Source organism: Roseovarius arcticus, assembly GCF_006125015.1.
In the GTDB taxonomy this organism is placed as follows: domain Bacteria; phylum Pseudomonadota; class Alphaproteobacteria; order Rhodobacterales; family Rhodobacteraceae; genus Roseovarius; species Roseovarius arcticus.
This window is the reverse complement of the sequence record NZ_SZZN01000002.1, coordinates 1-23,068: the sequence shown is the minus strand read 5'-3', so window position 1 is coordinate 23,068 and position 23,068 is coordinate 1. Positions and strand designations below refer to the sequence as shown.

The window sequence follows — 23,068 nt, the reverse complement described above, 5'->3', positions numbered from 1 at the left end:
TCGAGGCTCAGAGCTTGAAGCTGATCAGATCGTCGTCACCGCTCGGTTGAGCGCCAGTCGTTTCCTCTACTTCACTCATATCCTCGCCAAGGTCTTCCGAAACGTCAATCTTTTCGATTAGATCGCTCCACTCGACGCCTGGGTTTTGCTCCAACACCGACAACAGATCCACAAAGGCCGTCACCGTGTTGCGCGGCGTCCTGAAATAGGCCTCTCCAATCCGATCTGAGCAATGGTTCATAAAGGCTTCCAACGCTGTATCCGGCAAAGCCGTTTCATCGTCTTGCATGACGCGTCTGACATTGGCCAACAGAACAAACAGATCTTCTGGCGTCAGACTTGCCAGCCGCACAACCGGCCCCGACAAATCAACAAGACCATCACGGGCAAAGGTGTTTTCTGCCAGCCGCGATTGCAGGGCTTCGTAGCTGTAAAGCCCACGGCGCGTGTTCATCAAAAACTCTGGCGTGCCTCCCATGAGAAACCCAAGGTTCTCCGCGCTGCCCTGAAGGACGTCATTCAAAATGCGCAGAATCTGCTCGTAGTTCGCATTGCGCGCTTGGGACGATGTCAGCTTGAACAGGTTCACCATTTCATCGAGGCCGACAAGCAGCCCTTTGTAACCGGCCTCGCACACAAAAGCAGACATCAGCTTGAGATGATCGTAAACGCTCGCATCATCGACAATCGTGCGCACGCCAAGGGTCTTACGTGCATCCGTGCGGGTTGCGAATTCTCCCCGCAGCCAGCGCAGTGCTGCAGATTTGAGCTCGTCATCCCCGTTCTCGTGGCCCTCCCAATACCGGCGAATGACCTCAGCAAATTCAAAGCCACCAGTGAGTTCTTCGAAATGGCTCAGACGCTCACGGATAATGGTGCCAGTCGGCACGTCTTTTTCCTCGGCGTCTCGGTGGGCTTGGCTGACAAACCGTTCAACCACACTGGCCAATGCACCGCCGTCGGGCTTTGTGCGCGTCGACAGGTTGCGCGCCATCTCTGCGTAGAGGCCACGTGCCTGACCTCCCGTCGCGTGAATACGTCTATCAGGGGCAAGATCAGCGAACATCACCACTAGCCCTTTTTCCAAAGCCACCAAACGGATCAGGTTCATAAAGAAGGTCTTGCCTGATCCATACTCCCCGATAACGAAACGGATGGCTGAGCCGCCGTCCGCGATACGTTCCATGTCCTTCACAAGTTCTTCGATCTCGCGAACGCGTCCTACCTGAATATGACGCAGGCCCAGTTTTGGCACGACCCCCGCCCGCAAAGCCTGAACAATTGCATCGCGTTCACGTGGCTTCAATTTAGACATGACGCCCCTCCCCTTCCAATTTTTGTTTTACCGCATCCGCAATCTCCGGAGACACGTCATATCCATCATACTCGTCCAGCAAGGCTTCATCATGAGTCTCAAAGGCCCACTCGTTTACGGCCTCCAATGCACCTGACGGCATCAATCCATGCTTTCCGCAAAGCTGCTCGAATGCGTCCTCGGTCCAGTTCTCTTGACCCACCAAATCCAACAGCAGTGCCCCATGTTTTGCATCTAGCCCAGCAAACAGCGTTACATCCTTGGGGTCCCTGCCCTCTTCTGCTTCTTCCTCGGCTTCAAATATCTGTCCAAGGACAGAAGACACCCGCGCCGTATCTGATCTAATAGCCGCAATCCGCGATGCATCCAGCACTGGCCCGGTTGCCTTTTGTAGCTCAGGAATGGCCTCTCCAGAATTGCCCGGCTGGGCCGCGCGAACAGTGCGTGGTGCATCCGCAATTTCTCCAGCGTGCAGGTCTGAATACGCAAGCGACGGATCAAGACCCAATGCCTTGTACACCTTCTCAATACTGGCGACTTCTTCGGATTGGATGACACCATCGGCGTGTGCCGCACCCACCAAGGCCGCACGCATCGCCGTTTGGTCTTCCACACCAACATCTTTGAGTTTGCGGCGCAGCAGCGTCATGTCAGGCGGCACAGCAAGGAACCATACCATATTTGCCTGAAGCCGGTGGCGCTCCTGCTCACTCAGCCCCTCAACAGATGCAACTTGAGCCTCCAACGCATTGCGTTCAGCTTCGGCGATACGCCCATCAGCATGGGCGACAAACGAGGCAAGAGCTAACTCCATCAACGCAGTCTGATAACTTGCCGAAACATCTTCCAGCTTTTCGATCTGCTCGCCGAGATCAAACAAGACCACAGGCTCTTCCGGTTTCGGGGAACGCAGTGCAAAGCGTGGATCAGGTGCCAGCCCAAATCCAAGACGCGCCAAAGCATCTGCCGCCCCTGTTAGCTGTCGCTTGCCAATTTTCGTGCTGCGCTGTCCTTCGAGCTTTTCGATCACGTCGGCCAGCGGAATAAGTCCGCCGCTCTTCATGATCCCCCTCGCCCACTCTTTCAGCGCTTCCATTTCTGTCGATGGGAACAGGGTCCACAGATCTAGTGGCAAGAGGGCATGCGCTTCGATGCTTCCGCGACCCTCGGGGTTCCGACCAAGATAGCGGCTCAGCTTATCAAGGCCGTCTATGACTTCGTCCGCGACTTCCTGCGCAATCTCGACCGGCTTTCGCAATCCGGAGATATCTGGAACGGGTTTGCCGTCGGCTGTTGGGTTGAGTGTCCCCTCGAACTCGCTTGAGGCTGCGCGATACGTTGCTTTGAGGTGTTTGCGCGTCTTGCTGACCTTTAGCCCATTGGGAAAGCGATCGTCGAACCGGATCTTGAACAACGCCAGAAACTCTTCACGACAGCGCGTAGCGGGCGTGCGTAAATGGCTCTCTGGATGGCAAATCAACCAGCTCAGGACCCAGTCTGCGCTCAGGTTTTCTCCCTTATCGAGACGCGCGCCAATCGCATACTTCAACGAAAATGGAAGCTCCCAACCCTGGCGTTCAAAGGTCGGCTCCAGCGCCTCAAACTCAGTTTCGGCAAGTGTCGCGATATCAAGAAATTCACCCAAGTATCGTTTCACCGAATGGTTTTCAGGATAAAGAGAAATCAATCTCCGAACTTCCGCGATGATATCCTTTGCATCTGCGTTGGATTGGTCGACGAAAAATCGCCGCTCTTACCCGTAAAAATACAAAAACATGTAACCCGGATTATAGGATGGGTCAGAACGGCCACTTGCCAACCACTCAAGATAGGTAGCCCTGCTTCGTGCTGAAATATCGGAGTACCCAGGCCAGTACGACATGCCCTCCCCTGCCCTATCGTCCCCTGTCCTAGCGACAGAAAGAGACGGGTCAATGAATGCTCTGCATTTGTCTTGATAGCCGTGCTGATTGAGCAATGGCGGCGTGCCGACATAAACCATTCCACCGATATCTCGTCCAGCAACGGTCGCTGTCTCTGCCGCAGATATCCAGCCACTCCTACGTGAATTCGTTTGCGTCTTTTGTCCTTTTGGCCGCGCGTTTTCATACTGCGTTGCAATGGCGGAAAGTGCTGGTGCCGCAGACTGGCCAGCACGCACAATTTCAGCGTGATCCTGTTTTGGAAATTCAGGCGGCAGTTGGGGAGATGCGGCTGGCTTCTCAGCGCTCATCGGAGGTTTGCGGACAATCTCTTTATCGGAAATGCGCGGCGCGATGTTGGGTGAATGGCTACGCTGTTTTTTATCTTCAACCGTATCCGGCTTGCTGAGCGCCTTCCGTGCCCTTCTGCGCTCTTGCAACCACACAAGCAAGATAGGCAACCCAAAGGCAAAGAGCATTTGACCGCCAACGGGCCAGCCTTGCAACACAGTCACTACGGCCACCATGCATATCAAAAAATAAATCGCGAAAAAAAATAAAACTCGAAAAAACGTTAGAATTGATGCCATTAACGAAACCCTCTTTCGGAACACACTAGATTGCGTGATTTGCGATGCAATCACTATCGCTAAAGTAGCAGCGAAAATCTCTGCGACTTTCAATAACTACGCTCTCGGTCCGCGTCACGATGAGAGCAGACCAAGGCAGGTCCTAGGATGCCAAGGCTTAATCATTGATGTCACTCCACAGGGCGCTCACGGGGAGTGCAAAATTTCTATCACCAAAGGTGAGTTTTTTCTGACCCAAATAGAACACGATGCCGGTACATGCCCGACTACGACCGGGTCCGTCTTTTGAGAACCATTTGAGGTGTTTGAAATCATCTCCGCTGACTGATGCAGAAGCTTTGACCTCGACACAGACCAGATGGCTGCCGCCGTCGATCAGGATGTCAATCTCTCGCTGGTCCGCACTGCGCCAGTGATAGAGCCGATAGTCAGCGGCCTGCATTGGGACGGCACGCTGGATCTCGTTCAAAACGAAGCTCTCAAGCAGACCGCCGAGGGCTTGCGGATTGTTGTCGATGGTAAAGGTATCTTCAGTGAAGCGGCGCAAGGCACAGGCTATGCCTGAATCTGCGAAGTGATATTTTGGGTTCTTGATTTCCCGCTTGCCCTCACCCGATGTCCAGGCACCCAGCTTGGTGAGCATTGATAACCGTATCAGGATATCTAGATATTGTTCGACCGTAGCGCGCTGCAGCTTGGTCAGTTTGGCGAGTTCGGACGCGTTGATCTCTTGAGCCGACCGTGCCGCCATCTGGTCTATCAGGATACGCAGGGCATCTGGCTTCCGAACCGGCGTGATATCTGCCACATCGCGCTCAACGACCGCGTCGATATAGTCCCGATACTGCCGCTGACGGGATCTGAGTGGCAGCGTTCTGGTTTCAGGAAAGCCACCTTCCAGAATGAGATCAATGTAGTCACTTCGGCTGACCGGCTCTGGATCAACCACTTGCCCTAGCTTCGGGTCTTTTTGCATCGCCCAATCCATTAGGCGGCTGACAGGTGCTCTTTTGACTTCGGCAACTGACAAGGGCCAGAGCTTAAGTGTGCGCATCCTGCCCGCAAGCGAGTCAGCTACGTCAGTGGTCGTAAATACGTTGGAGGATCCGGTAAGGACAAACTGCCCTTTGCGCCGATTGGTATCCACAACCCTCTTAATTGCCAGAGCCAGCTTTTTAGACCGCTGAGCCTCATCAATGATAAGCGGTGCGCGGTCTAGGTCTTCCATCAGACTGGCGAGCTGCCCTTCTGGGTCCGATTCAATGGCGGCCAAGACTGCAGCGTCATCCAAAGTGATAAAACGGCCATTGCCAAACAAGTCTCTTACAAGTGTCGTCTTGCCGACCTGCCTCGGACCTATGAGGTTAACCACACGTGCTGATGCGATTGCATCTTCAAGCTCTGGAATGAGGTGTCTTGGCAGGTAGTCTTCTGTTTCACTCATGGATCGGAGCTTCCCTTTCGAACTTTGTGGAAAACATACCGTGTGAGGGGTCTGGTTCCTTACCACAGATTGCATATTAGAATGTCCACCATTTGTCTACTAGAAGCTTCACCATTTGCTCATTAGGAAGCTCACCATTTGCACACTACATGAGCTTCTGCGTGTCAACTCGCCAGACCAGCATCCTGTAACCCTTCGTGATCAGGCAAGTCGCGGAGGCTTTCCATCCCGAACACCACCAAGAACTTCTGCGTCGTCACATAGGTATAGGGTGCCCCGGCCCGCGGGCTGCGCGGTCCGGTGGTGATCAACTCTTGCGCTCGCAGACGTGCGATTAGATCGCGGTTGATATCTTTGCCGAAAATATCCTTCAACCCATCGCGGGTCAGTGGCTGGTGATAGGCAATCGACGCGAGCACAGCGACTTCGAATTCATTCAAGTCTACCAGCTGGTCGCCCACGTCCGCCGCCGCGCGTATCGCTCTTGCAAATCGCACCCGCGTGCGCATCATCCAGCCATCGCCAACCACGACCAGCTCATAGGGACGACCGGCCAGGTCCGCTTTGATATCCTCGATCAGCACATCCACCGAGGCGCCCTGCCCCACAACGCGCGCCAGATCCGCAGCGCGCACCGGTGCCGCACTGGCAAAAATCACCGCCTCGATCCGGCCCATCCATTCCCGCCACCGCAGGTCCGGCGGCAGGTCTTCCAATTCAGTGTCTAACTCGGGCGTTTCCTTGGTCATGTTCACACCCCGTAGAGCCGGAACGTCGCGCGCCCAGTGAGTTCGCGCACGACGCCCAACTCCACCAAACGATCACAGAGCCGCCGTGCCGCACGGTCTGTCATTGGGACCGACGTGCCTTGTATCATCGGAGACAACATCCCCGATGGCGACACTGCATCATGGCTCAAGAACACCGCCAAGGCCTCATTTGATCCTTTGGCCCGCAGGGTTGGCGCAATGGCCTGCAACTTGGCGGCACGCCTCCCAAGATCCGCAGCCCTGCGAATGGCCCCATCGCAGGCCGCAATCATTGCCAGATGCACACGAGGACCTGGATCGCCTGCCCCGTCCGCGATCGCGCGGATATCCTTGCGCGGCAGATGCGCCGCCAATAACGGCATGGGCCGATCCCACCCAACCGCGCGGGCCAGCGTCAGATCCGCCAACCTCAATGCCGCCGCCTCCTCGCGGGGAAACTGTCGCAGCACGTCCGCCAGTATCCGGCTTGCCTGTGCAACCGGCGGTCCTGCAGGGGCGCCAAAATCCGGCAGCACGTCCACCACCGCGGCGGGCACCACCGTCCTGACGCGGTCGTTCCAGCCACCCGCGGCCAAGTTCACCCGCGCCAGCTTGCGCCATGCCACAAACATGTCACCAGCAGGCCCCAAAGCATCCCCTGCCCGCCCCAGTCGCACTGGCCGCGCCAAAGACACCGCGTCCCGGATATCGGGGGCGGAGTCACTGCGCCCTTCCAGCTTTAAGCACGCGACCGCCGCATCCAGCGCCAACCGGTCCCGCAACAGCGCACCGGGCAAATTGGCACCCGAATCGCGCAGCACCACATCTAGCGTGGCCAGGGCCGCCCCCGATATAAACGCAACAGTTTCAGGGGTATCGTCCTGCGGAAGGGTGATCCAGCCGGGTAGCAACTGTATGCTCTTGGTAGCGCTCAGAGTGGGTTTAGCGGCTTGGTTCATCCCGAAAGCCTAAACCCACGCGGCGCTTTACTCCAGAAAATGTTGCGCTAACCGCCCCACCTTACATCTCTGCGTTATGTCCAATAAGGTTGTCTTATCGGACCTAAAAGATTACGCTGCAGGACAGTCTCAAAATTAGCGAATTTTAGGGGAAATAATGGACTCAGAGACCGAGAGGTCCACTTCATCCCACTCTGATGCATCGAATATTGCCCAGGGACGTCGTTTGTTGGCAAGATGCCTCAAAAGACGCTGTCTCTCGCGACGCTCGAACGCGCCTTTCTCGGAGCCCCTCTGATATGGGCCAACAGAACGACGGAGACGAGAGAGATCAAGCAAAAAGCGATGGGATCGCCCTGCCCTCGCATGTCGCTGGCTCTGGCACGCTTGACCGCCTTGTCGATACCGCGCGCGATTACGCCAAAGCTTCCACAGCCGAAAACACCAACAAGGCCTACGCTGCCGACTGGAAACACTTTGGGCGATGGTGCCGGATAAAAGGTGCGGATCCCCTGCCGCCCTCGCCCGAGATGATCGGTCTCTATCTGGCGGATATGGCTGCGCCAGTTGGTAAGACCCCGGCAATAACGGTCACGACCATTGAACGGCGCCTCTCCGGTCTTGCCTGGCACTATCAGCAACGCGGCTTCACCCTCGACCGCAAGAACCGCCACATCGCCAGCGTGCTGGCCGGGATTAAGCGCAAACATGCGCGGCCGCCGGTGCAGAAAGAAGCGATCCTGCGCGACGACATCCTCGCCATGGTCGCCACCCTGCCCTACGATCTGCGGGGGCTTAGAGACCGGGCAATCCTGCTTCTGGGATATGCGGGCGGTCTCAGGCGATCCGAGATCGTCAGCCTGGATCACGGCAAAGACGACACGCCAGAGTCAGGTGGCTGGATAGATATCTCCGACGACGGCGCCCTGCTCACGCTCAATGCAAAGACAGGATGGCGTGAAGTGGAAGTCGGCCGGGGATCAAGTGACCAAACCTGCCCCGTTCACGCGCTGGAGCAGTGGCTACATTTTGCCAAGATCGATTTTGGGCCGGTGTTCGTTCGGACCTCTCGTGACGGGAAGAAAACCCTTCCCGCACGGCTCACGGACAAGCACGTCGCACGCCTCATAAAGCAAACCGTACTGAGCGCAGGTATTCGCGCGGACCTGCCGGAGAAAGATCGGTTAGCCCTCTTCTCCGGCCACTCCCTGCGCGCCGGCCTCGCGAGTTCGGCCGAAGTTGATGAGCGCTACGTCCAGAAACACCTCGGCCACGCGTCCGCCGAGATGACACGGCGATATCAGCGGCGCAGGGACCGATTCCGCGTAAACCTGACCAAAGCTGCGGGCCTGTAAGGTGTTGGCGAAATACTAACCCTTGTCCGAGCCGTCATTCTTGAGTGTCCCCAAAGCTGCGATATGGCGGGGTAAATCACTGCGCGAATGCAAGAAATCTACGATCAATACCTCAGTGGAGCGCTCCAGGAACACGACAAAATGCTCCCCTGCCCTAGCGTAGCGCAGGTCAGCTTCGTCATCGATAAGGACTGAACAACTTTGGGACACCGCATCGCCACGCACAATCGCTTCGCATCTTGCGACCAGTTCGGTCTCATAAATGTCTGCCTGACGGACACCAAACTGTTGAATCGTCCATCTCGCGATATCGACAAGACTGTCCTCTGCGCGTCGCGTAAGGCGAAACGATCGTGTCACGCTTGCGAACGGGCTCTACCGAAGGCGCGGCGAATGGCGTCAGAGCCCGTACCATCGGCTAACTCGTCATTTTTCGCCTGTGCCAGCCCCTGCCTCAAGCCGCTTCGAAGGTCGGCCAAACCGGCTTCCTCGCGTTCGAGCAGCCGCAAGCCTGCCCGAAGGGCTTCGCTGGCATTTTGATATCTTCCAGATGAAACAAGGCCTTGAACCAGCTCATCTTGGGACTCTGTCAGCACCACATTGCGTGTAACCATGGGCCACCTCCTTATTGGCAATATATGCCATCACCTCGGTTTGATCAATCATGTCAGTTGAAACCTTCGCAAAATTTAAGCGAACACATGGGACCTTAGCGTCCACCGAACATCCTTTTCGATCTTGTGATGGCGACGTAGCACCCAGTTTTCGGGAGGTTTCGCCGCTTCCATATCCTGCCCCTATCGGCGTTGATACCTTTTGCCCGCCTGCCCTATCCCCCGCCTTCGGTGCCGACTCCGGGGCGCTACACACCGTCAGTCAGGATATCCAGGGCGCGCTTCAATGCATCGCGATGGTCGGCCAAGGATCCAGCAACCTCTCGCAACTCCGCGCCCGGCACGGCAGCCAGTTCCTGAACACGGACGATCCAGGCCGCCCCGTCGACCACGACAGCGGGCGTCAAACCGGGAAACGCTGTGTAGCGGCCAGCCTCGCGCAAGGGCGCAACGATGCGTGAGGCCTCGATACCGATCAGGTCGGTCTGCAGGTCCACAACAAGCTGTCCGCTGCTCAGGCGATAGAGGTCGAACTGTGCCATGCGAGTAAGACCCTAGAAGCTTCGGAACGGTGCGAGAGGCAGTCCCTCCCGGGCCACCTCTTCGGAATAGGCCCTGATCGCCGCCTGGTTTTCTTCCCGCCACAGACGGTTTCGCTCAACCTTTGCGGCCTCGGAAATCGCGGCCTCCGCAAGACGCGACATATTGAGGCCGAGCGCCCGCGCCGTTTCCGCCACGCCCGCATCGAGCGTCAGATTGACTTTTATCCGTCCCATCCAGACCTCCAAGAGTATATGTATGAATAAGGAGTATAAACCACACGCCTCCGCGCCGCAAGAGGAGCGCGACGAAATCGATCTGCCTGCCTGGGTGGCGGGATCCGGCACGCTGGATCGCCTTGTCGAAACCGCGCGCGATTACGCAATACAAGCGGCTTCGGAAAACGCCCTACGCGCCTATGCAAAAGACTGGGAACATTTTACCCGCTGGTGCAGGCTGAAAGGCGCGTCCCCCCTGCCCCCCGCGCCGGAGATGATCGGGCTCTATCTCGCCGACCTGGCGTCGCCTTCACGGCCCCTGCCCTTTCGCCGGGCCGCCCGATGGCGGTCAACACCATCAAACGCCGCCTGTCGGGTCTTGCCTGGGCCTACGCGCAGCGTGGTGTCACCCTTGATCGTAAGAACCGCCATATTGCCACCGTGCTGGCCGGGATAAGGCGCAAACACGCGCGCGGCCCCCGGTTTAGAAGGAAGCCACCATGGCGATGATATCCTCGCCATGGTGGCCACTCTGGGTTTTGATTTGCGGGGGCTTAGAGACCGGGCAAACCTGTTCCTGGGATATGCGGACGCTCTCAGGCGATCCGACATCGTCAGCCTGGATCACGGCAAAGACGACACTCCAGATTCAGGTGGCTGGATCGAGATCCTCGATGCTGGCGCGAGGTCGAGATTAGCCGGTGATCATCCAACCAGACCTGTCCGGTTCACACGCTGGACCGATGGCTGCGCTTTGCCAGTATCACCTTCGGCCCGGCGTTCGTGCGGACCTCTCGTGACGGCAAGCGAGCCTGGGAGGCCCGCCTCAACGACAAGCAAGTCGCACGCTTCATTAAGCAAACCGTACTGAGCGCAGGTATTCGCGCGGATCTGCCCGAGATGGGCCGTTTGGCGCTATTTTTCCGGCATTCCCTGCGCGCAGGTCTCGCAAGTAGCGCCGAGGTCGATGAGCGCCATGTCCAGAAACATCTGGGTCATGCGAGCGCTGAGTTGACCCGCCGCTATCAGCGGCGGCGCGACCGCTTCCACGTCAATCTGACCAAGGCGGCAGGGCTATAGGCCCCCGCCCTTTTCATTCACCAAGTAACGTCGGGATATCTCGACTGCCCGCGGGCAAAACCAAGTCTCATCGGATCCTGCTGTCGAGACGGCGCATGCGGCCGAGGTGATCGGAAACAGTAACTCCATGATCTATGACCTGCCGCATTGTCGCGGCTTTCTGCAGATCTCCGGAAGCAACCGGGTGCCTTTCGAGACCGAATCAGAAGCGGTCAGCTTCGGGTATCGGATGGCGCGGAATTGCTAAACAGAACACCTCATACGATCCAATAGCATCAGGTACATCAGACGTAGACCTTTGGAGATATCAGATGGTCAGAAGAATTACAGTCGAGACCGGTCCTCACAGCCAGGCGCAGGGCGATCTTCACCAGATCCATGAAGATGGCCGCCTGACGGTGGATACCGGATCTGAGATGGTAACCGGCACCCCTCTGACAGCGCTTACGCAGGAGCAGCTCGCGAAGATTCAATTGGAGCTGAATGCACAAGTCGTGCCGGAGCCTGCGCTGGGTTGAGCCGCTGAGAGATGCGTATTGCAGCACAGATGTCCTATGTGGGCTGCGGGCAGTTTGCCCGTGGCCCGTCGCTTCATACTGCTTCCACTCCCGAGCAGCTTTAACAAGTAAACTCGATTGACCGCGGTCAATTGGGTCCGTTCCGGTCTTAATTGACCGCGGTCAATTGGGTGGAAGCTCATCATCCGACTGCCACTTTCTGAGCGTGTATCAATCGAATTATAAGCTTCGCAGGATCGAATGTGTCTGCATGCTTGCCTGAAACAAGTGATCTTATGTAGGCCCCGTGATTCTTAATACGGCTGCCCATTTGAAGTACGGCGGCAACCGTTAAAGCAAGGCCGGTTTTTCCAAACTTGAGCTCGGTCTGATCAAGAACATCTTCAGCGATACCGGCCATACGGCCAACTGATCGGCCCAGCCTGTCCATATCATGCCACCTCGTGACGGGTGCCGTGGCGAAGCACATAATTTCAGGGCAGGCGGCCTTCACTTGATCAAGCCTTATCTCAAGATCATCTGATTGGCTTGGCGCTTGTCCGTGGTCACAGGCATTTAAATTCCTATTATCCTCTCTGCGCTTTGGTGGCGAAACATCGGCTGGATCTCGTTGGCCCGTATCAAGCGTCACGATCTTCGGGCTATCAGAATCAAGATCTTCTGTAATTGACTTCTGAATGTGCCGGTCAATTTGACTGTCATCGCCGGACAGAATGGTGGTCGGGGCAGGGGGGTCCCGACTGTCTGCCGGGCTCAATTCTGCGATCATGCACTGTAGCTGTGCCGCACTCAGTTTGCGTCGGAGTGCTTTTCTGATGATCTCCGCATCACTGTCAACGTTTCCCCCCTCGAGGATGACCTGGCGGATCTGTGAGAGCCGGTCTCGCAGGATTGCGATCCTTCCGGCCTCTAAGATAGCCTCAGATGCCAGAGCGGAGATTTCCTGCGCGCGATTGAAGATGGGGGCGAGATCGAAACCGTACCCGATCAGTTCTCCGGTATCGGGGTCACGGCGCGCAAACCGCTTTCTATTTGCAGAGTCATGACGTTCAATAAGTCCCGCACGCACCAGTATGCTGATGTGGCGTCTGATTGTACGCTCCTCCATCCCGTTGGCCCGATCCGAGAGTGTTTTATTGGAAGCGAAGATACGGGTGCGCGGATTGTCCTTGGGCAAAAGCGAGATCAACGCCTGAAGCAGCGTAATGGCACGATCTTTTAAGCCGTATTGACGGCGCGCAGATCGAAGGTCACGCAAGATCTTCCAAGCGTCGGACGCTGACTGCGGAGAAGTGTCTCGGGTCGGCGCCGCAAGGGCCGAGTTCGTCTGGATCTGATGAAATGCCATGTACTGCTCACGTAAAGACCAGGCAGACCTTTCCCATGCCGACCAATTGGCCGGTTCAGCTTTGCCCGTGGGCAAGGTCTGAAGAACTCTGATTCGAAGCGGGGGTGTCGATAAAAGTGCCTTCAGGCAACAATTATCGGTCCGACCGAATCGGTTATTCTTGACATGAGTGCGGGGAGTGGTATCTCTGTGGTGTCAAGCATAGAGGCCTCTCGGGATATCATGTCCTGGGGGGTCTTTTTTTATGGTCCTCTGACGTGCCTCCTTTTCTAGGTTGATGGTTACGAGTTATCGCCCGATGCGCTATCGGCGCTATGGGTCGAGCTTTCAGACCATTGCTCGAAAAGCTCACGCAGAACCTGATCCGCGCGTGCCTCGAGCCATGACCCGAATTCCGGGTTCTGCTTTGACAGAACCTTGAGTGTGAGGGCTGATCCAGCGGAGCGGATCTCGCCAATCTCCCGGCCGTCAGCCGTCGTAATCTTGCGTGGAGGGACCTTGGCGCGGGCGGATCCGCTCCCGACTGCCTTCCCTGACGCCTTCTGCGCCTCAAGATCTGCAATGAGGGCCTCGAATATCTCGAAACGCTCCAGTGAACCCGGTGCTTGCGAAAAAGCACCCAATGGTAGGTCCGGCAACTCGATCCCATCCTTCAGACGCAAGGCAACGTCATGCCAGCGGCGACGTCCAACATCTGGGGCAGGGCCGATATCACATATCCAATCCATCGGGATGAGCGACAGGACGACTTCCATCCGTGACAGTGAGGTACGATCTATCGCGAGCGCGTCAGTGATGATGTCGGTTTCATACCCGGCTTTTCGAAGATCAGCTGCAAAGACCGCCTTCTCGATGAAGGTCGGGTTGGTTCTCTGGCTATTCTCCTGCCCTTGGGCAAGAACGGCCTCCTCTTCGCCCATCGTGCGGACCATCGCCTTGATTTGCAATCCTGCGCGGCGCGCGGCGGCAAGTCTGCGGCGGCCGTAGACGATCTGATAGCGGGATCTGTCACTCGACAACGGGCGCACAAGGATCGGCACCTGTTGACCATGATCGGTCATGCTGCGCGCGAGCGCGTCAATATCCGTAGCATCGATGTCGAGCCGGTCGCGATGACCGGAGCTCTCTATGAGGCTGGGATCGAGATCCTGCACCATGCGCGAATTGCGCCCGGACAAATCCATGCTGAGCGCGCCGAGCGCGCCCATGCTCGGACCTTTGTCCTTGGGCGGAGTCGCTTTGGGTTCGGGCGGGGCAGGGGAGGGGGCCGTGGGGGCCTCAGATTCAGCCTCGTCGCGCGGCTCCAACCCTTCGAACATGTTTTTTCGTGCCATCAGACCCGTCCCCATGCATGGTGAATGGATTCCTCGAGTTCCTTGGCGACACGTGTGATCGACTCGAACGCGCGATCATAGGTGCGGCGGTTGATCTGCCCCCGGTCGATCTCGAACAGGGTCTGATTGGTCATTCCCGCGTCCGAAACGGCAGTCGATTTGAGGAAAGGCTCCGTCATGACACTTGATCCGAACTGAACCCGTAGAAACGCAGCCATCTGCGCCTGAGGTCCATCCGAGGGCTCGAACCGGGCGACTAAGTAGCGGATGAAGTCGTAATTCAGCTCATAACCGTTTTGACGCACCACATCGAGCAGGGAGCTGGCCATGGTCAGGAATTGCGCCAATGAGGCCATGTCGATCATGTTCGGGACGACTGTGACCAGAAGTCCGGTGGCTGCAACCATTGCCGATAGGGTGATGAAACCGAGCTGCGGCGGAGTATCAATGATAACGATGTCATACTGCTCCTCGACCTGCGAAATAGCCGCTTTCAGTCTGAGATAGAAGGGCATCTGGTCGCTTTCGCGGAGTGCGCGGGGCGATTCGGTCTCGAATTCCGAGAGGATCAGACCCGCCGGAGCAAGATCGAGATTCGGGAAGTAAGTTTTGTGGATAACGTCTTGCATCGGAACCTGTTGCTCATCATATCGTATGGCATCGTAGATGGTTCGTCGCGCATTCAGGTCCGCGTCGGGCATCTGGCCGAGTAAACCAGAAAGCGATGATTGCGGATCGAGATCCACGCAAAGCACTCGATATCCCGCCAATGCAAAGAAGGAGGCGAGATGGACGGCAGATGTGCTCTTGCAGGAGCCGCCCTTGAAGGTCGTCACCGCAACTATTTGAATTGGCTCATCTTTTTGCCTTTTGGGAAGAAATTTACCGGGCGTCTTCGACTGCGCCGCGAGCGCCACCCGGATTTCCTGGACGTCCTCCGCGCGGTACATCTTCCGGTTCCGCTCATCATTCTCGATGTCGGGAATCTTGCCATCATGATGAAGCTTGCGCAGATAGGTTTGGCTGATGCCAAGCAGATCCGCCACCTCGCCGGAGGTGAAGCGCCGTAGCGTCTTTACGTTCTCAGGAGAGAAACTTCGTTTAATATGCGCATTGAGTGCGCTGGTGAGCCTTTTGGCATCACGTTCGATCTCATGGAAGACCGTTTCCTGTCCGTCGAGACTCATGCTATATCCTCGTGCCTGATCTGGCCCCTTCAGGGGCTCTTGTTCGTAACGCGAATGCCTCAAGCTTGACGCAACGGCGTTACTTATTCCGTTCTGACATCGCGAGGACGATCTGGCAAGAGTTTTCCACAGGCAGTAGAATATGCTTCATATGATCTTATCCGAGATTTGCCGATGAATCCTCACTTTCGTGATGGGATTCCAGATCCAAGCCCCGGATGCGTTGAAATTGACGAAACAAGCGTCAAGGTCATCATCGACTGGATAATGAGAAATCGGCAGTGGCTGGATCACCCGCCCTAGAAAGAAATAATGCCCGCAGTTTCCGGCAGGCCTTACTGTAGCGGGGCAGGGGGGTCTGGTTAGAAGCGGAAGCCCAGACCAACGCTCACGCCGTTGATGTCCGCGCCTTCGGTTTCCTAGTAGCTCACCTGGCCATCGAGATAGATCGATGGAGTGACATCATGCTGGATCCCAAGCGTGCCGCCATCAGTCATGGCGCCGACAGTGTCCCAGTGCTCATATTCGGCGCTGATACGTGTCGCCGGGTCGACCTTGAGAACGGCGGTGCAAAAGTCCGCCTTGGTAGCGGCTGGATGATCCAACCGCCAGTCAGCGATGTATGAGGCGGGACAGATCATGAATGATGAGCGGGTCGACAAGGCTGGGTATCGCCCCGCCCGCCCGGCCGGTCGAGACGCTCATCCTTCACAGGGAGCATCGCGCCTGGCTTTAAGCGCGGCTCTCAGAGCCCTTTGAGGGGGTGACGGCGTCATCACTCACCATGGGCCTCTTGGCCTTTGCATGGAGTCTGATGCAAGCTGCGCGCCCGCATATACGTCAGACCTGTCCGAGGTGATCGATACCTATCAGTCGGACTACTGGCTTTACGGCCATACCCATTTTCCAGTGGATGTCATTGAGGGCAAAACCCGGATCATGAGTATCCGTCCGGTCTGACTGGCGTTGACTTATTCCGCCCAGTTCCAAGGCATGAGGTCTTCGAGACGGGTCATCTTGTGGTCCGCGACGCGAGCGAGAACCCAGCGAAGCCAGGCCTCTGGATCGACCTTGTTCATACGGGCGGTCTCGATGAGCGTGTAAGCGATGGCGGCGGCTTCACCGCCCCCCTTTGACCCCATGAAGAAGTAATTTTTCCTGCCAAGAGTTACCGGTCTGATTGAGCGCTCGCAGATATTGTTGTCCAACTCCAGCTTGCCGTTTTCGAGATACGCCCGGGCCTTGGGCATGCGGCCGAGCGCGTAGCGGATGGCCGCGGCCAATGTCGACTTGCCGGAGATCTTGGGCAATTGCAGTTGCAGCCATACCTCCAGATTGTCGAATACCGGCTTTGCTTTTTCCTGCCGCAGGGCAACGCGTTCTTCAACGGGCTTGTAGCGCGCCTCTTTTTCCACGGCATAGAGGGCAGCGATCCGTTTGATCGTCTCCTCGGCGATGGCAGAGCCCTCGCGATCATAGACCTCGACAAATTTACGGCGCACATGGACTATGCAAGCCTGTTCGCTGGCCTTGCCATGCCCGAACAGCCCGTTAAAGCCAGTATATCCGTCCGCATGCACGACCCCTTTGTAGCCAGACAAATGGCTGACCGGATGCTCCCCCTTGCGATCCACGCTGAACTGATACCACGCACAGGGCGGTGCCTGCCCACGCCAGGGGCGTTCATCGCGAACATAGCTCCACAGTCGCGCGGTTTGGGCCTTTCCGGTTTTCCCCTTGGTTTGCATTTTGACGGGCGTGTCGTCTGCAAAGAGGGCTGGTCCTGCCCGCACCAACTTTCCAATATGGTCGGCTAAGGGCTCCAGCAGCGCCGTGGAACGGCCAACCCAATCGGTCAGCGTGGAGCGATGTAGATCGACCTTGTCCCGGGCATAGATCTCGGACTGGCGATATAACGGCAAGTGATCGCAATATTTGCCGACCAACACATGTGCCAGAAGACCCGGACCGGCACGTCCGCGCGCAATCGGGCGCGAGGGCAACTCGGCCTGAGCGAAAGCCTCGCAGCAGGTGCAGGTCATACGCGGACGCACGATCCGCTTCACAATGAAGTGGCCGGGGACATATTCTAACTCTTCGGTGACATCTTCGCCGAGCTGCTTGAGCGCACCGCCGCAATCGCCGCAGGCATCACCGGGCGAGAGCACCTCTTCTTGGCGTTCGAGGTGGTCAGGCAGTGGGGCGCGATTGTGGGTGCGTTTGGCTGGGGCAGCCTCATCCACGTCGCCATTTGGCGCTGCCTTTTGCACCTCAGCGGCCGCCTCAATCTCAGTGTCTTCCTGCAGATCGAACGCGAGCTGATCCAGGCTCTCGGACTTGGCCCCAAAACGGGCCTTGCGATGTGCCGCCAGTTCTTTCTTCAGCTTCTCGATCTGGTAGGCTTGAGACTTGATCTCGACTGCCATCAGCTCGCTGATAGCCCGCAGTTCGGTGGGGCTTTCGGGCAGGGATTTGAAGGTCTCAAGCATACGGAATTTATATCCGATCAGCCTACCGAACGGAACACTAAAACACTCAAAAAACCCATGCTTTGTTGGGCTATCCCGCCTGCAGGGGCCGCCAAGTTCTTTGCGGCATTCGCCAGTCGATTCCCTCCAGAAGCATCGCCAACTGAGCAGCTGTCACGCAAATTTTTCCGTCCTTGGCTGCGGGCCAGACAAACCGTCCCTTCTCAAGACGCTTCATAAAAAGACAGGCGCCCTGCGTATCCCACCAAATGATCTTCAGCAGATCGCCACGGCGGCCACGGAAGACAAACAGATGCCCCGAATACGGGTCCTCGGCCAGCACCCGCTCGGTTTGCGCCGCCAGCGTATTGAACCCACGCCGCATGTCCGTCACGCCTGCCGCGAGCCAAACCCGCGTGTTGCTCGGCACCGGGATCATGTCATCAGCCCCTGCATCAGACCCAAAATCGCCGACAACTCCGTTGAGCCTTCCACCAGAATGCGCCGCCCATCAGACAAGGTGATGTCCACGCGGTGCGCCGAGATAGCGGCACCGGTCTTCGGTGGGCGTGGAGAAATGGGCGGGTTTGATATCTCGGAGGACCACGCTGTGCCCTCAATCTCGATAGGCAGAAAATCCGAAGTGTCCTCGGTCGCTGCGCTGGTGTTTCGATCAGGCGCAAACTGTGGATCCCGTAGCCACGTAAAGATCAGGTTCGCGTTCATCGAATACCGCCGCGCAACCTGCGCAACTGAAACACCCGGCGTCAGCGTTTGCTCGCAAATCGAACGCTTTTCGTCGTCAGACCAGCGCCGCTTCTTCTGACCCTTCACCCCACCCATGACCAACCTCAAGATGTCCACTATCCATAATGGACACTATCACCCACTCTATCACGCAGGCAGGGCAGTCAGACCGGACGGATACGTTGTACCCGTAGCTTCATGCCAAAGGCAGAGCCCGGATGTAGAGTATTTAGCCACGCAATATATTCTACATTCGCATCTCAGGCTATTGTCTTTGGGTGAAAATTTTTCAAATTATCGTTGCACGCCATATTGGGCGAGTGATGAAGTAAAATTGCACGTGGGAGTTGGGTGAGAACTGTGACTGATTATTTTATCAGGTGCCTATCCATCCCAACGGGAGGATCCATCAAGAATAGGACTGTTACAGGAGGCAGGCTTGATTCCTGAATTTTCTGATCTTTTACGATGACTTAACCCTCAATATGGATCAATATCGAAGCTGCTTATCGGCGGCACGACATCCGACCTGCAGACAAGAGTGAATTAAAGAGTGCCCCATTTAAATGACGAAGCAACGCCCATTGCGCGGCTCATCGGACCGGATGGCAAGAGCATGGTTGGTTTGGTCTCTGTTTGGGAAACATCGGAGTTGGCAATACTGTGGCTTAATTCAAGAAAAACGGCAGCTTTCGTTGACGCTAAGATTGGTTCCAAGATGTTGGCGAAGGCCAAATCGACAACGCCCGAAGAGTTGTTTGCGTTTCTTGGCAGGCTTCAAACACTTGCTAAATGATCGTTATTACTGGTGGGACGGCTGCCCGAACATAGGGACAAATTCGCATAAGCGCGCAAATGTGTAAATCGACATCATTCGACTAAGTCTCGCGCAGTACTATTGTTGCCTCCGGACAGAATTTCCGCCAGCGATGATCTTTTTGATCAGCCTCGCGACCGCTTTGTGCTCTTCTATCTCGAGGTCAGAACCGCCCGCATTCTCATGGGTGGCGGCAGCATCTTCTAGGACGCCCAAAATCTCCCGTTCTGGCAGGACTTTCGCATCGTTCAGTGCAAGCATGAGTGCTTCACAAATTGAAAGCGCTGCGATACCTGATGTGCTATGCTCGGACATATTGATGGCCTCTCCGGACTGTTGCGCTTGCACAGTGGACCCGCGCAGCGGTCATAACAGACTCTCAAAGAACCAACGACTTTGGGCTGATCTACATCAGTCAATGATGGTTTTTATTTGATAAGTGTTCATTCTTTTGAGAAAGGGGACCATCATCGAAACAAGACCACTCGCGCGTAAACTGGGTGCTTTTGTAGCACTGTCCGAGGCGGAGCTTTGCGTTCTCGAAAGGTTGCACAAGCGTAGGCGTACTTTTGTAGCCGGGCGCGACTTGGTGCATCAAGGGCAGGCGGATCAAGCGGCCTATATCCTTGTTTCCGGTTGGGCGTGTTCATACAAACTTTTGCATGATGGCCAACGACAAATTGTAGATTTCCAAATCCCCGGTGACTTTTTGGGGTTGCGCAGTGTGGTCCTGCACGTCTCGGATCACAGCGTTGAGCCGGTTACAGACATAGAAGTCACCGAAGTATTTGGCGCTGATCTGTTTGAGGCGTTTGCTGAGACGCCACGTCTGGCGACAGCTCTCCTTTGGACGGCGTCCCGCGATGAGGCGATGGTGGTGGAACATCTGGTGGGTATCGGGCGGCGGGGTGCGGCGGAACGCATGGCCCACTTCCTGCTGGAACTTGGCAACAGGTTATCCCTTGTCGGCATGGGCAGCAAGGCGGGATATGATTGTCCGCTGACCCAATACTTGATCGCCGATGCAATCGGGTTGAGTGCTGTGCATGTCAATCGGGTGCTGCGACAGTTGTGCGAGCAGGGCATGGTCACGTTTCGCGACGGGCATGTGACGTTCGATGATTATGATAAGTTGGTCGCATTTGCAGAATTTGAAGTCAGCTATCTGGATCAGTTGGGTCCACTGTTAAAGTGAGCGCGTGTTTTGTAGTTCCGCCACGAGCGAAAAACGAGAAACACGCGGGTAGGGGGACAAGGGACATGTCGTTCCCCGCGTGTTTCTCACTTGTCGACTGTTCACTGTTGCGTAGCGAACAATTTCAGTATCGCACCGCCGTCGTCTTCCCATACTGATGCAAGTTGGTTCGGACCTAAGATGTAAGGTTTTCTCGCCATGCCGGTGCCGCTGGTTGATCAAGGTCCGTGGGAACTGGAAATATGACATCTATTTCTGTTCCACCAAGCGACGTCTGCGCGCAATCAAAATGACCTAGCAGCCCAAGCATGGCAGTGTTTTCGCTGTGTACCAAGGCATTGAACGCAGTAATGCCGCCCTGTTGCGCAAATTTGGCAAGCACGCCAAGCAGGAGGCTGCCAAGTCCAAGGTGTTGATATTTGTCGGAAATGGTGATCGCGATTTCTGCAATATTCGGCTGGTCGGGCAACCGAATGAAACGGGCAATGCCGATCGGTTGAGGTTCATCCGTGCCAGTCAGCAGCGCGCCAACGGCGACGTGATCAGGCGTGTTGGTCGCTGTGAATTTGTCCAATTCCTTTTGCGAAAGATCTTTGTGTGCGCCCAGAAAACGGAAATACTTTGCGCGTGCTGACAAGTGCTCAAGACCTATCTCAAGAAGGTGACGGTCGTTTTGCGTCACTTCCCTGATCAGAACGGATGTGCCGCACTTTAGGGTCCCTGAGAAAGGTGTGAGCATCATCTTTAACAGCGCGCGTCTGGCGCAACACGTGTTCCGGCATGACCATCAAGTATGGCGCGTGCATCGGAGAGTTGGCCGATACCAGCGCATTTGCCGCCGTAATTGATGAAGGTGGCAGCTGCAGCGGCTTTTGGCCCCATTGACCCGAGCGGTAGCTCAAGGGTTTCGATCTCGGACGGTGTTATTGACCCGATTATGCGTTGGTCATCGGCACCAAAACCGCGATAGACGCCCGCGACATCTGTAAGCAGCAAAAGCGCATCAGCATTCAGACCCACAGCCAAAAGGGCGGACGTGCGGTCCTTGTCGATGACCGCTTCAACGCCTTCCATCTCGCCTGCAGCATTTCGCATCACCGGTATGCCACCACCGCCCGCACAGATAACGATATGCTGGGCGGCCAGCAGAGCCTTAATAGCATCCAGGCCAATGATCCGGAGCGGCAGGGGCGACGGTACAACGCGTCTGCGGCCACCAGATGTTTCGTGCACCATTGACCAGCCATGTTCACTTGCGACCTGTGCTGCCTCATCCTCCGCGTAGACTGGGCCGATCGGTTTGCTTGGATGCGCAAAAGCGGGATCGTTCGGGTCCACCTCGACCCGGCTAAGAAGTGTCGCGCACTGCGCACCATTGGGCAGGGCGTTCATCAACTCCTGCTCAATCAGATAGCCGATCATGCCGTCAGTTTCAGCACCCAGAACATCCAGTGGCCATGGCTTTGCCGGATCATATGCCGCCCCATGCAGCGCCAAAAGCCCGACCTGCGGGCCATTGCCATGTGCCACGATAATTTCATGATCGCGTGCCAGATCTGCAAGTGCAAGGGCGGCAATCCGCACGTTCGTACGTTGAACGGCTGCTGTCATCGGCTCGCCCCTGCGCAACAAAGCATTCCCGCCAAGAGCCACAACGACACGCATGTCAGGCCCCCATTGTGGCGACGAGGACCGCCTTGATCGAGTGCATCCGATTTTCTGCCTGATCAAAAACAACAGAGGCGGGGGATTCAAACACCTCCTCCGTCACTTCCATGCAGTCGATCCCGAACTTCTGGAAGGTCGTCTCGCCCACTTCGGTGTCGCGATTGTGGAAGGCGGGCAGGCAATGGAGGAATTTCGCGTAGGGATTGCCGGTCAACTCCATGATCTTTGCCGTGACCTGATAAGGCGACAACAGCGCGATCCGTTCTTCCCAGACGTTATCGGACTCGCCCATGGACACCCAGACGTCCGTATAGACAAAATCGGCACCTTCCAACCCTTCGGCATGTTTCTCGGTCAACGTGATCCGTGCGCCCGTGGTCTCGGCAATGGTGCGGCACTGCGTGACAAGGTCAGCATCGGGCCAACAACTTAGCGGACCGCATAGGCGGATATCCATTCCGATCAGGGCCGCCCCGACCATGAGGGACGAGCCCATGTTATTGCCTGCATCCCCCATAAAGCAGAACGCAATATCGGACAGATGTTTATGCGTGAATTCCTTCATGGTCATCAGATCGGCAAGGATCTGCGTTGGGTGGAAATCATCCGTCAGCCCGTTGAAGACCGGCACGCCGGAAAACTCTGCTAGCACCTCGGCGTCTTTCTGGCCAAAGCCGCGATACTCAATGCCATCGTAGAAACGGCCCAGAACCCGCGCGGTGTCTTTCATCGTTTCTTTGTGGCCGATGTGGCTGCCCGATGGCCCCAGATAGGTCACATGCGCACCTTGATCATATGCCGCGACCTCGAAACCACTTCGAGTGCGGGTGCTGTCCTTTTCAAAGATCAGGGCGATGTTCTTGCCTTCCAGCATTGGCCGTTCATATCCACCTGCCTTAGCCATTTTGAGGCTTGCGGCCAGTTGCAGAAGGTGCCGGATCTGGTCCGGTGTGAAATCGAGCAGCTTGATGAAACTGCGTCCGCGTAGGTTCTGTGGCAT

General features: G+C 56.4%; 25 protein-coding genes and 2 pseudogenes. 7 read left to right on the top strand and 20 right to left on the bottom strand.

Annotated elements, in window-relative coordinates; all coding sequences use genetic code 11:
* Window positions 1-7 precede the first annotated feature (7 nt).
* From MK6180000_RS19740 to MK6180000_RS19720, 6 genes and pseudogenes are all read right to left on the bottom strand, one after another.
* On the bottom strand, window positions 8-1,315 hold the full coding sequence (locus tag MK6180000_RS19740) for an ATP-binding protein (protein ID WP_138936617.1): 1,308 nt from the start codon (window positions 1,313-1,315) through the stop codon (window positions 8-10).
* Window positions 1,308-2,129, bottom strand: a complete 822-nt coding sequence (locus MK6180000_RS20805; RefSeq protein ID WP_246040641.1) for a tellurite resistance TerB family protein — start codon at window positions 2,127-2,129, stop codon at window positions 1,308-1,310. Before MK6180000_RS20805 ends, MK6180000_RS19740 begins: the two co-directional genes overlap by 8 nt.
* 639 nt (window positions 2,130-2,768) lie before the next feature.
* Window positions 2,769-3,548: pseudogene (locus tag MK6180000_RS20920) on the bottom strand (TerB N-terminal domain-containing protein); the annotation flags it as partial.
* Window positions 3,549-3,984: 436 nt separating this feature from the next.
* Window positions 3,985-5,271, bottom strand: a complete 1,287-nt coding sequence (locus MK6180000_RS19730) for an ATP-binding protein (RefSeq protein WP_138936616.1) — start codon at window positions 5,269-5,271, stop codon at window positions 3,985-3,987.
* Window positions 5,272-5,435: 164 nt separating this feature from the next.
* A complete protein-coding gene (scpB, locus tag MK6180000_RS19725) occupies window positions 5,436-6,020 on the bottom strand; it encodes an SMC-Scp complex subunit ScpB (protein ID WP_138936615.1) in 585 nt (194 codons plus the stop codon).
* A gap of 2 nt (window positions 6,021-6,022) precedes the next feature.
* Complete coding sequence (locus MK6180000_RS19720) at window positions 6,023-6,979, bottom strand: DUF1403 family protein (protein WP_138936614.1); 957 nt, start codon at window positions 6,977-6,979, stop codon at window positions 6,023-6,025.
* 299 nt (window positions 6,980-7,278) lie between these two features.
* On the opposite strand from MK6180000_RS19720, the gene MK6180000_RS19715 reads away from it, so the two are divergent.
* Window positions 7,279-8,334: a tyrosine-type recombinase/integrase gene (locus MK6180000_RS19715; protein ID WP_171054733.1), complete on the top strand. Its 1,056-nt coding sequence runs from the start codon at window positions 7,279-7,281 to the stop codon at window positions 8,332-8,334.
* 15 nt (window positions 8,335-8,349) lie between these two features.
* Here the strand turns inward: MK6180000_RS19715 and MK6180000_RS19710 are convergent, their stop codons facing one another.
* The 4 genes from MK6180000_RS19710 to MK6180000_RS19695 form a co-directional block, all read right to left on the bottom strand.
* Window positions 8,350-8,694 (bottom strand): type II toxin-antitoxin system RelE/ParE family toxin, encoded by a 345-nt coding sequence (locus MK6180000_RS19710; RefSeq protein WP_138936612.1) that lies wholly within the window; start codon window positions 8,692-8,694, stop codon window positions 8,350-8,352.
* A complete protein-coding gene (locus tag MK6180000_RS19705; RefSeq protein WP_138936611.1) occupies window positions 8,691-8,948 on the bottom strand; it encodes a type II toxin-antitoxin system ParD family antitoxin in 258 nt (85 codons plus the stop codon). The genes MK6180000_RS19710 and MK6180000_RS19705 overlap by 4 nt, the downstream gene beginning before the upstream one ends.
* Window positions 8,949-9,196: 248 nt before the next feature.
* The gene (locus MK6180000_RS19700; protein ID WP_138936610.1) at window positions 9,197-9,490 is read right to left on the bottom strand and encodes a CcdB family protein; all 294 of its coding nucleotides are present in this window, start codon (window positions 9,488-9,490) and stop codon (window positions 9,197-9,199) included.
* A 12-nt stretch (window positions 9,491-9,502) separates the two neighbouring features.
* The gene (locus MK6180000_RS19695) at window positions 9,503-9,724 is read right to left on the bottom strand and encodes a type II toxin-antitoxin system CcdA family antitoxin (protein ID WP_138936609.1); all 222 of its coding nucleotides are present in this window, start codon (window positions 9,722-9,724) and stop codon (window positions 9,503-9,505) included.
* 22 nt (window positions 9,725-9,746) lie between these two features.
* On the opposite strand from MK6180000_RS19695, the pseudogene MK6180000_RS19690 reads away from it, so the two are divergent.
* A pseudogene (locus MK6180000_RS19690) lies at window positions 9,747-10,786 on the top strand (tyrosine-type recombinase/integrase).
* 311 nt (window positions 10,787-11,097) lie between these two features.
* Window positions 11,098-11,304: a hypothetical protein gene (locus MK6180000_RS19685; protein WP_138936608.1), complete on the top strand. Its 207-nt coding sequence runs from the start codon at window positions 11,098-11,100 to the stop codon at window positions 11,302-11,304.
* Between the two features lie 181 nt (window positions 11,305-11,485).
* Here the strand turns inward: MK6180000_RS19685 and repC are convergent, their stop codons facing one another.
* The 3 genes from repC to repA all read right to left on the bottom strand — a co-directional run bounded on the left by repC (window position 11,486) and on the right by repA (window position 15,173).
* Window positions 11,486-12,652: a plasmid replication protein RepC gene (repC, locus tag MK6180000_RS19680; protein WP_138936607.1), complete on the bottom strand. Its 1,167-nt coding sequence runs from the start codon at window positions 12,650-12,652 to the stop codon at window positions 11,486-11,488.
* A 281-nt stretch (window positions 12,653-12,933) separates the two neighbouring features.
* Complete coding sequence (gene repB, locus MK6180000_RS19675) at window positions 12,934-13,986, bottom strand: plasmid partitioning protein RepB (protein WP_171054732.1); 1,053 nt, start codon at window positions 13,984-13,986, stop codon at window positions 12,934-12,936.
* Window positions 13,986-15,173 (bottom strand): plasmid partitioning protein RepA, encoded by a 1,188-nt coding sequence (repA, locus tag MK6180000_RS19670; RefSeq protein ID WP_138936605.1) that lies wholly within the window; start codon window positions 15,171-15,173, stop codon window positions 13,986-13,988. Before repA ends, repB begins: the two co-directional genes overlap by 1 nt.
* Window positions 15,174-15,637: 464 nt before the next feature.
* On the opposite strand from repA, the gene MK6180000_RS20520 reads away from it, so the two are divergent.
* Window positions 15,638-15,799, top strand: a complete 162-nt coding sequence (locus tag MK6180000_RS20520) for a hypothetical protein (protein ID WP_212751955.1) — start codon at window positions 15,638-15,640, stop codon at window positions 15,797-15,799.
* A 178-nt stretch (window positions 15,800-15,977) separates the two neighbouring features.
* Entirely contained in the window at window positions 15,978-16,133 is a 156-nt protein-coding gene (locus MK6180000_RS20460; RefSeq protein ID WP_171054730.1) for a hypothetical protein, read from the top strand.
* 11 nt (window positions 16,134-16,144) lie between these two features.
* Here MK6180000_RS20460 and tnpC read toward each other — a convergent pair whose 3' ends face one another.
* From tnpC to tnpA, 3 genes are all read right to left on the bottom strand, one after another.
* Entirely contained in the window at window positions 16,145-17,662 is a 1,518-nt protein-coding gene (gene tnpC / locus MK6180000_RS19665) for an IS66 family transposase (RefSeq protein ID WP_138936604.1), read from the bottom strand.
* 70 nt (window positions 17,663-17,732) lie between these two features.
* Complete coding sequence (tnpB, locus tag MK6180000_RS19660) at window positions 17,733-18,080, bottom strand: IS66 family insertion sequence element accessory protein TnpB (RefSeq protein ID WP_138936603.1); 348 nt, start codon at window positions 18,078-18,080, stop codon at window positions 17,733-17,735.
* Entirely contained in the window at window positions 18,077-18,484 is a 408-nt protein-coding gene (gene tnpA / locus MK6180000_RS19655) for an IS66-like element accessory protein TnpA (protein WP_138936602.1), read from the bottom strand. The genes tnpB and tnpA overlap by 4 nt, the downstream gene beginning before the upstream one ends.
* Before the next feature lie 457 nt (window positions 18,485-18,941).
* On the opposite strand from tnpA, the gene MK6180000_RS19650 reads away from it, so the two are divergent.
* The gene (locus tag MK6180000_RS19650; protein ID WP_138936601.1) at window positions 18,942-19,184 is read left to right on the top strand and encodes a hypothetical protein; all 243 of its coding nucleotides are present in this window, start codon (window positions 18,942-18,944) and stop codon (window positions 19,182-19,184) included.
* A gap of 99 nt (window positions 19,185-19,283) precedes the next feature.
* Here MK6180000_RS19650 and MK6180000_RS19645 read toward each other — a convergent pair whose 3' ends face one another.
* Entirely contained in the window at window positions 19,284-19,520 is a 237-nt protein-coding gene (locus MK6180000_RS19645; RefSeq protein ID WP_138936600.1) for a hypothetical protein, read from the bottom strand.
* 151 nt (window positions 19,521-19,671) lie between these two features.
* Here MK6180000_RS19645 and MK6180000_RS19640 point away from each other — a divergent pair, with 151 nt between their 5' ends.
* On the top strand, window positions 19,672-20,400 hold the full coding sequence (locus MK6180000_RS19640) for a Crp/Fnr family transcriptional regulator (RefSeq protein ID WP_138936692.1): 729 nt from the start codon (window positions 19,672-19,674) through the stop codon (window positions 20,398-20,400).
* Window positions 20,401-20,575: 175 nt separating this feature from the next.
* Here the strand turns inward: MK6180000_RS19640 and MK6180000_RS19635 are convergent, their stop codons facing one another.
* The 3 genes from MK6180000_RS19635 to argF all read right to left on the bottom strand — a co-directional run.
* Entirely contained in the window at window positions 20,576-21,082 is a 507-nt protein-coding gene (locus tag MK6180000_RS19635) for a GNAT family N-acetyltransferase (protein ID WP_212751954.1), read from the bottom strand.
* A gap of 62 nt (window positions 21,083-21,144) precedes the next feature.
* Window positions 21,145-22,065, bottom strand: coding sequence for a carbamate kinase (locus MK6180000_RS19630; protein WP_138936598.1), 921 nt, complete (start codon window positions 22,063-22,065; stop codon window positions 21,145-21,147).
* A 1-nt stretch (window position 22,066) separates the two neighbouring features.
* Window positions 22,067-23,068, bottom strand: a 1,002-nt coding sequence (argF, locus tag MK6180000_RS19625) for an ornithine carbamoyltransferase (RefSeq protein ID WP_138936597.1), incomplete at its 5' end; no start/stop codon positions are given.

Excerpts from the sequence above, each read along its gene's own strand:
- MK6180000_RS19740 (WP_138936617.1), bottom strand. The coding sequence starts at position 1,315 with ATGTCTAAATTGAAGCCACGTGAACGCGATGCAATTGTTCAGGCTTTG.
- MK6180000_RS20805 (WP_246040641.1), bottom strand. The coding sequence starts at position 2,129 with ATGGAGTTAGCTCTTGCCTCGTTTGTCGCCCATGCTGATGGGCGTATC.
- MK6180000_RS19730 (WP_138936616.1), bottom strand. The coding sequence starts at position 5,271 with ATGAGTGAAACAGAAGACTACCTGCCAAGACACCTCATTCCAGAGCTT.
- scpB (WP_138936615.1), bottom strand. The coding sequence starts at position 6,020 with ATGACCAAGGAAACGCCCGAGTTAGACACTGAATTGGAAGACCTGCCG.
- MK6180000_RS19720 (WP_138936614.1), bottom strand. The coding sequence starts at position 6,979 with ATGAACCAAGCCGCTAAACCCACTCTGAGCGCTACCAAGAGCATACAG.
- MK6180000_RS19715 (WP_171054733.1), top strand. The coding sequence starts at position 7,279 with ATGGGCCAACAGAACGACGGAGACGAGAGAGATCAAGCAAAAAGCGAT.
- MK6180000_RS19705 (WP_138936611.1), bottom strand. The coding sequence starts at position 8,948 with ATGGTTACACGCAATGTGGTGCTGACAGAGTCCCAAGATGAGCTGGTT.
- MK6180000_RS19700 (WP_138936610.1), bottom strand. The coding sequence starts at position 9,490 with ATGGCACAGTTCGACCTCTATCGCCTGAGCAGCGGACAGCTTGTTGTG.
- MK6180000_RS19695 (WP_138936609.1), bottom strand. The coding sequence starts at position 9,724 with ATGGGACGGATAAAAGTCAATCTGACGCTCGATGCGGGCGTGGCGGAA.
- MK6180000_RS19685 (WP_138936608.1), top strand. The coding sequence starts at position 11,098 with ATGGTCAGAAGAATTACAGTCGAGACCGGTCCTCACAGCCAGGCGCAG.
- repC (WP_138936607.1), bottom strand. The coding sequence starts at position 12,652 with ATGGCATTTCATCAGATCCAGACGAACTCGGCCCTTGCGGCGCCGACC.
- repB (WP_171054732.1), bottom strand. The coding sequence starts at position 13,986 with ATGGCACGAAAAAACATGTTCGAAGGGTTGGAGCCGCGCGACGAGGCT.
- repA (WP_138936605.1), bottom strand. The coding sequence starts at position 15,173 with ATGAGTCTCGACGGACAGGAAACGGTCTTCCATGAGATCGAACGTGAT.
- MK6180000_RS20520 (WP_212751955.1), top strand. The coding sequence starts at position 15,638 with ATGCTGGATCCCAAGCGTGCCGCCATCAGTCATGGCGCCGACAGTGTC.
- MK6180000_RS20460 (WP_171054730.1), top strand. The coding sequence starts at position 15,978 with ATGGAGTCTGATGCAAGCTGCGCGCCCGCATATACGTCAGACCTGTCC.
- tnpC (WP_138936604.1), bottom strand. The coding sequence starts at position 17,662 with ATGCTTGAGACCTTCAAATCCCTGCCCGAAAGCCCCACCGAACTGCGG.
- tnpB (WP_138936603.1), bottom strand. The coding sequence starts at position 18,080 with ATGATCCCGGTGCCGAGCAACACGCGGGTTTGGCTCGCGGCAGGCGTG.
- tnpA (WP_138936602.1), bottom strand. The coding sequence starts at position 18,484 with ATGGGTGGGGTGAAGGGTCAGAAGAAGCGGCGCTGGTCTGACGACGAA.
- MK6180000_RS19645 (WP_138936600.1), bottom strand. The coding sequence starts at position 19,520 with ATGTCCGAGCATAGCACATCAGGTATCGCAGCGCTTTCAATTTGTGAA.
- MK6180000_RS19630 (WP_138936598.1), bottom strand. The coding sequence starts at position 22,065 with ATGCGTGTCGTTGTGGCTCTTGGCGGGAATGCTTTGTTGCGCAGGGGC.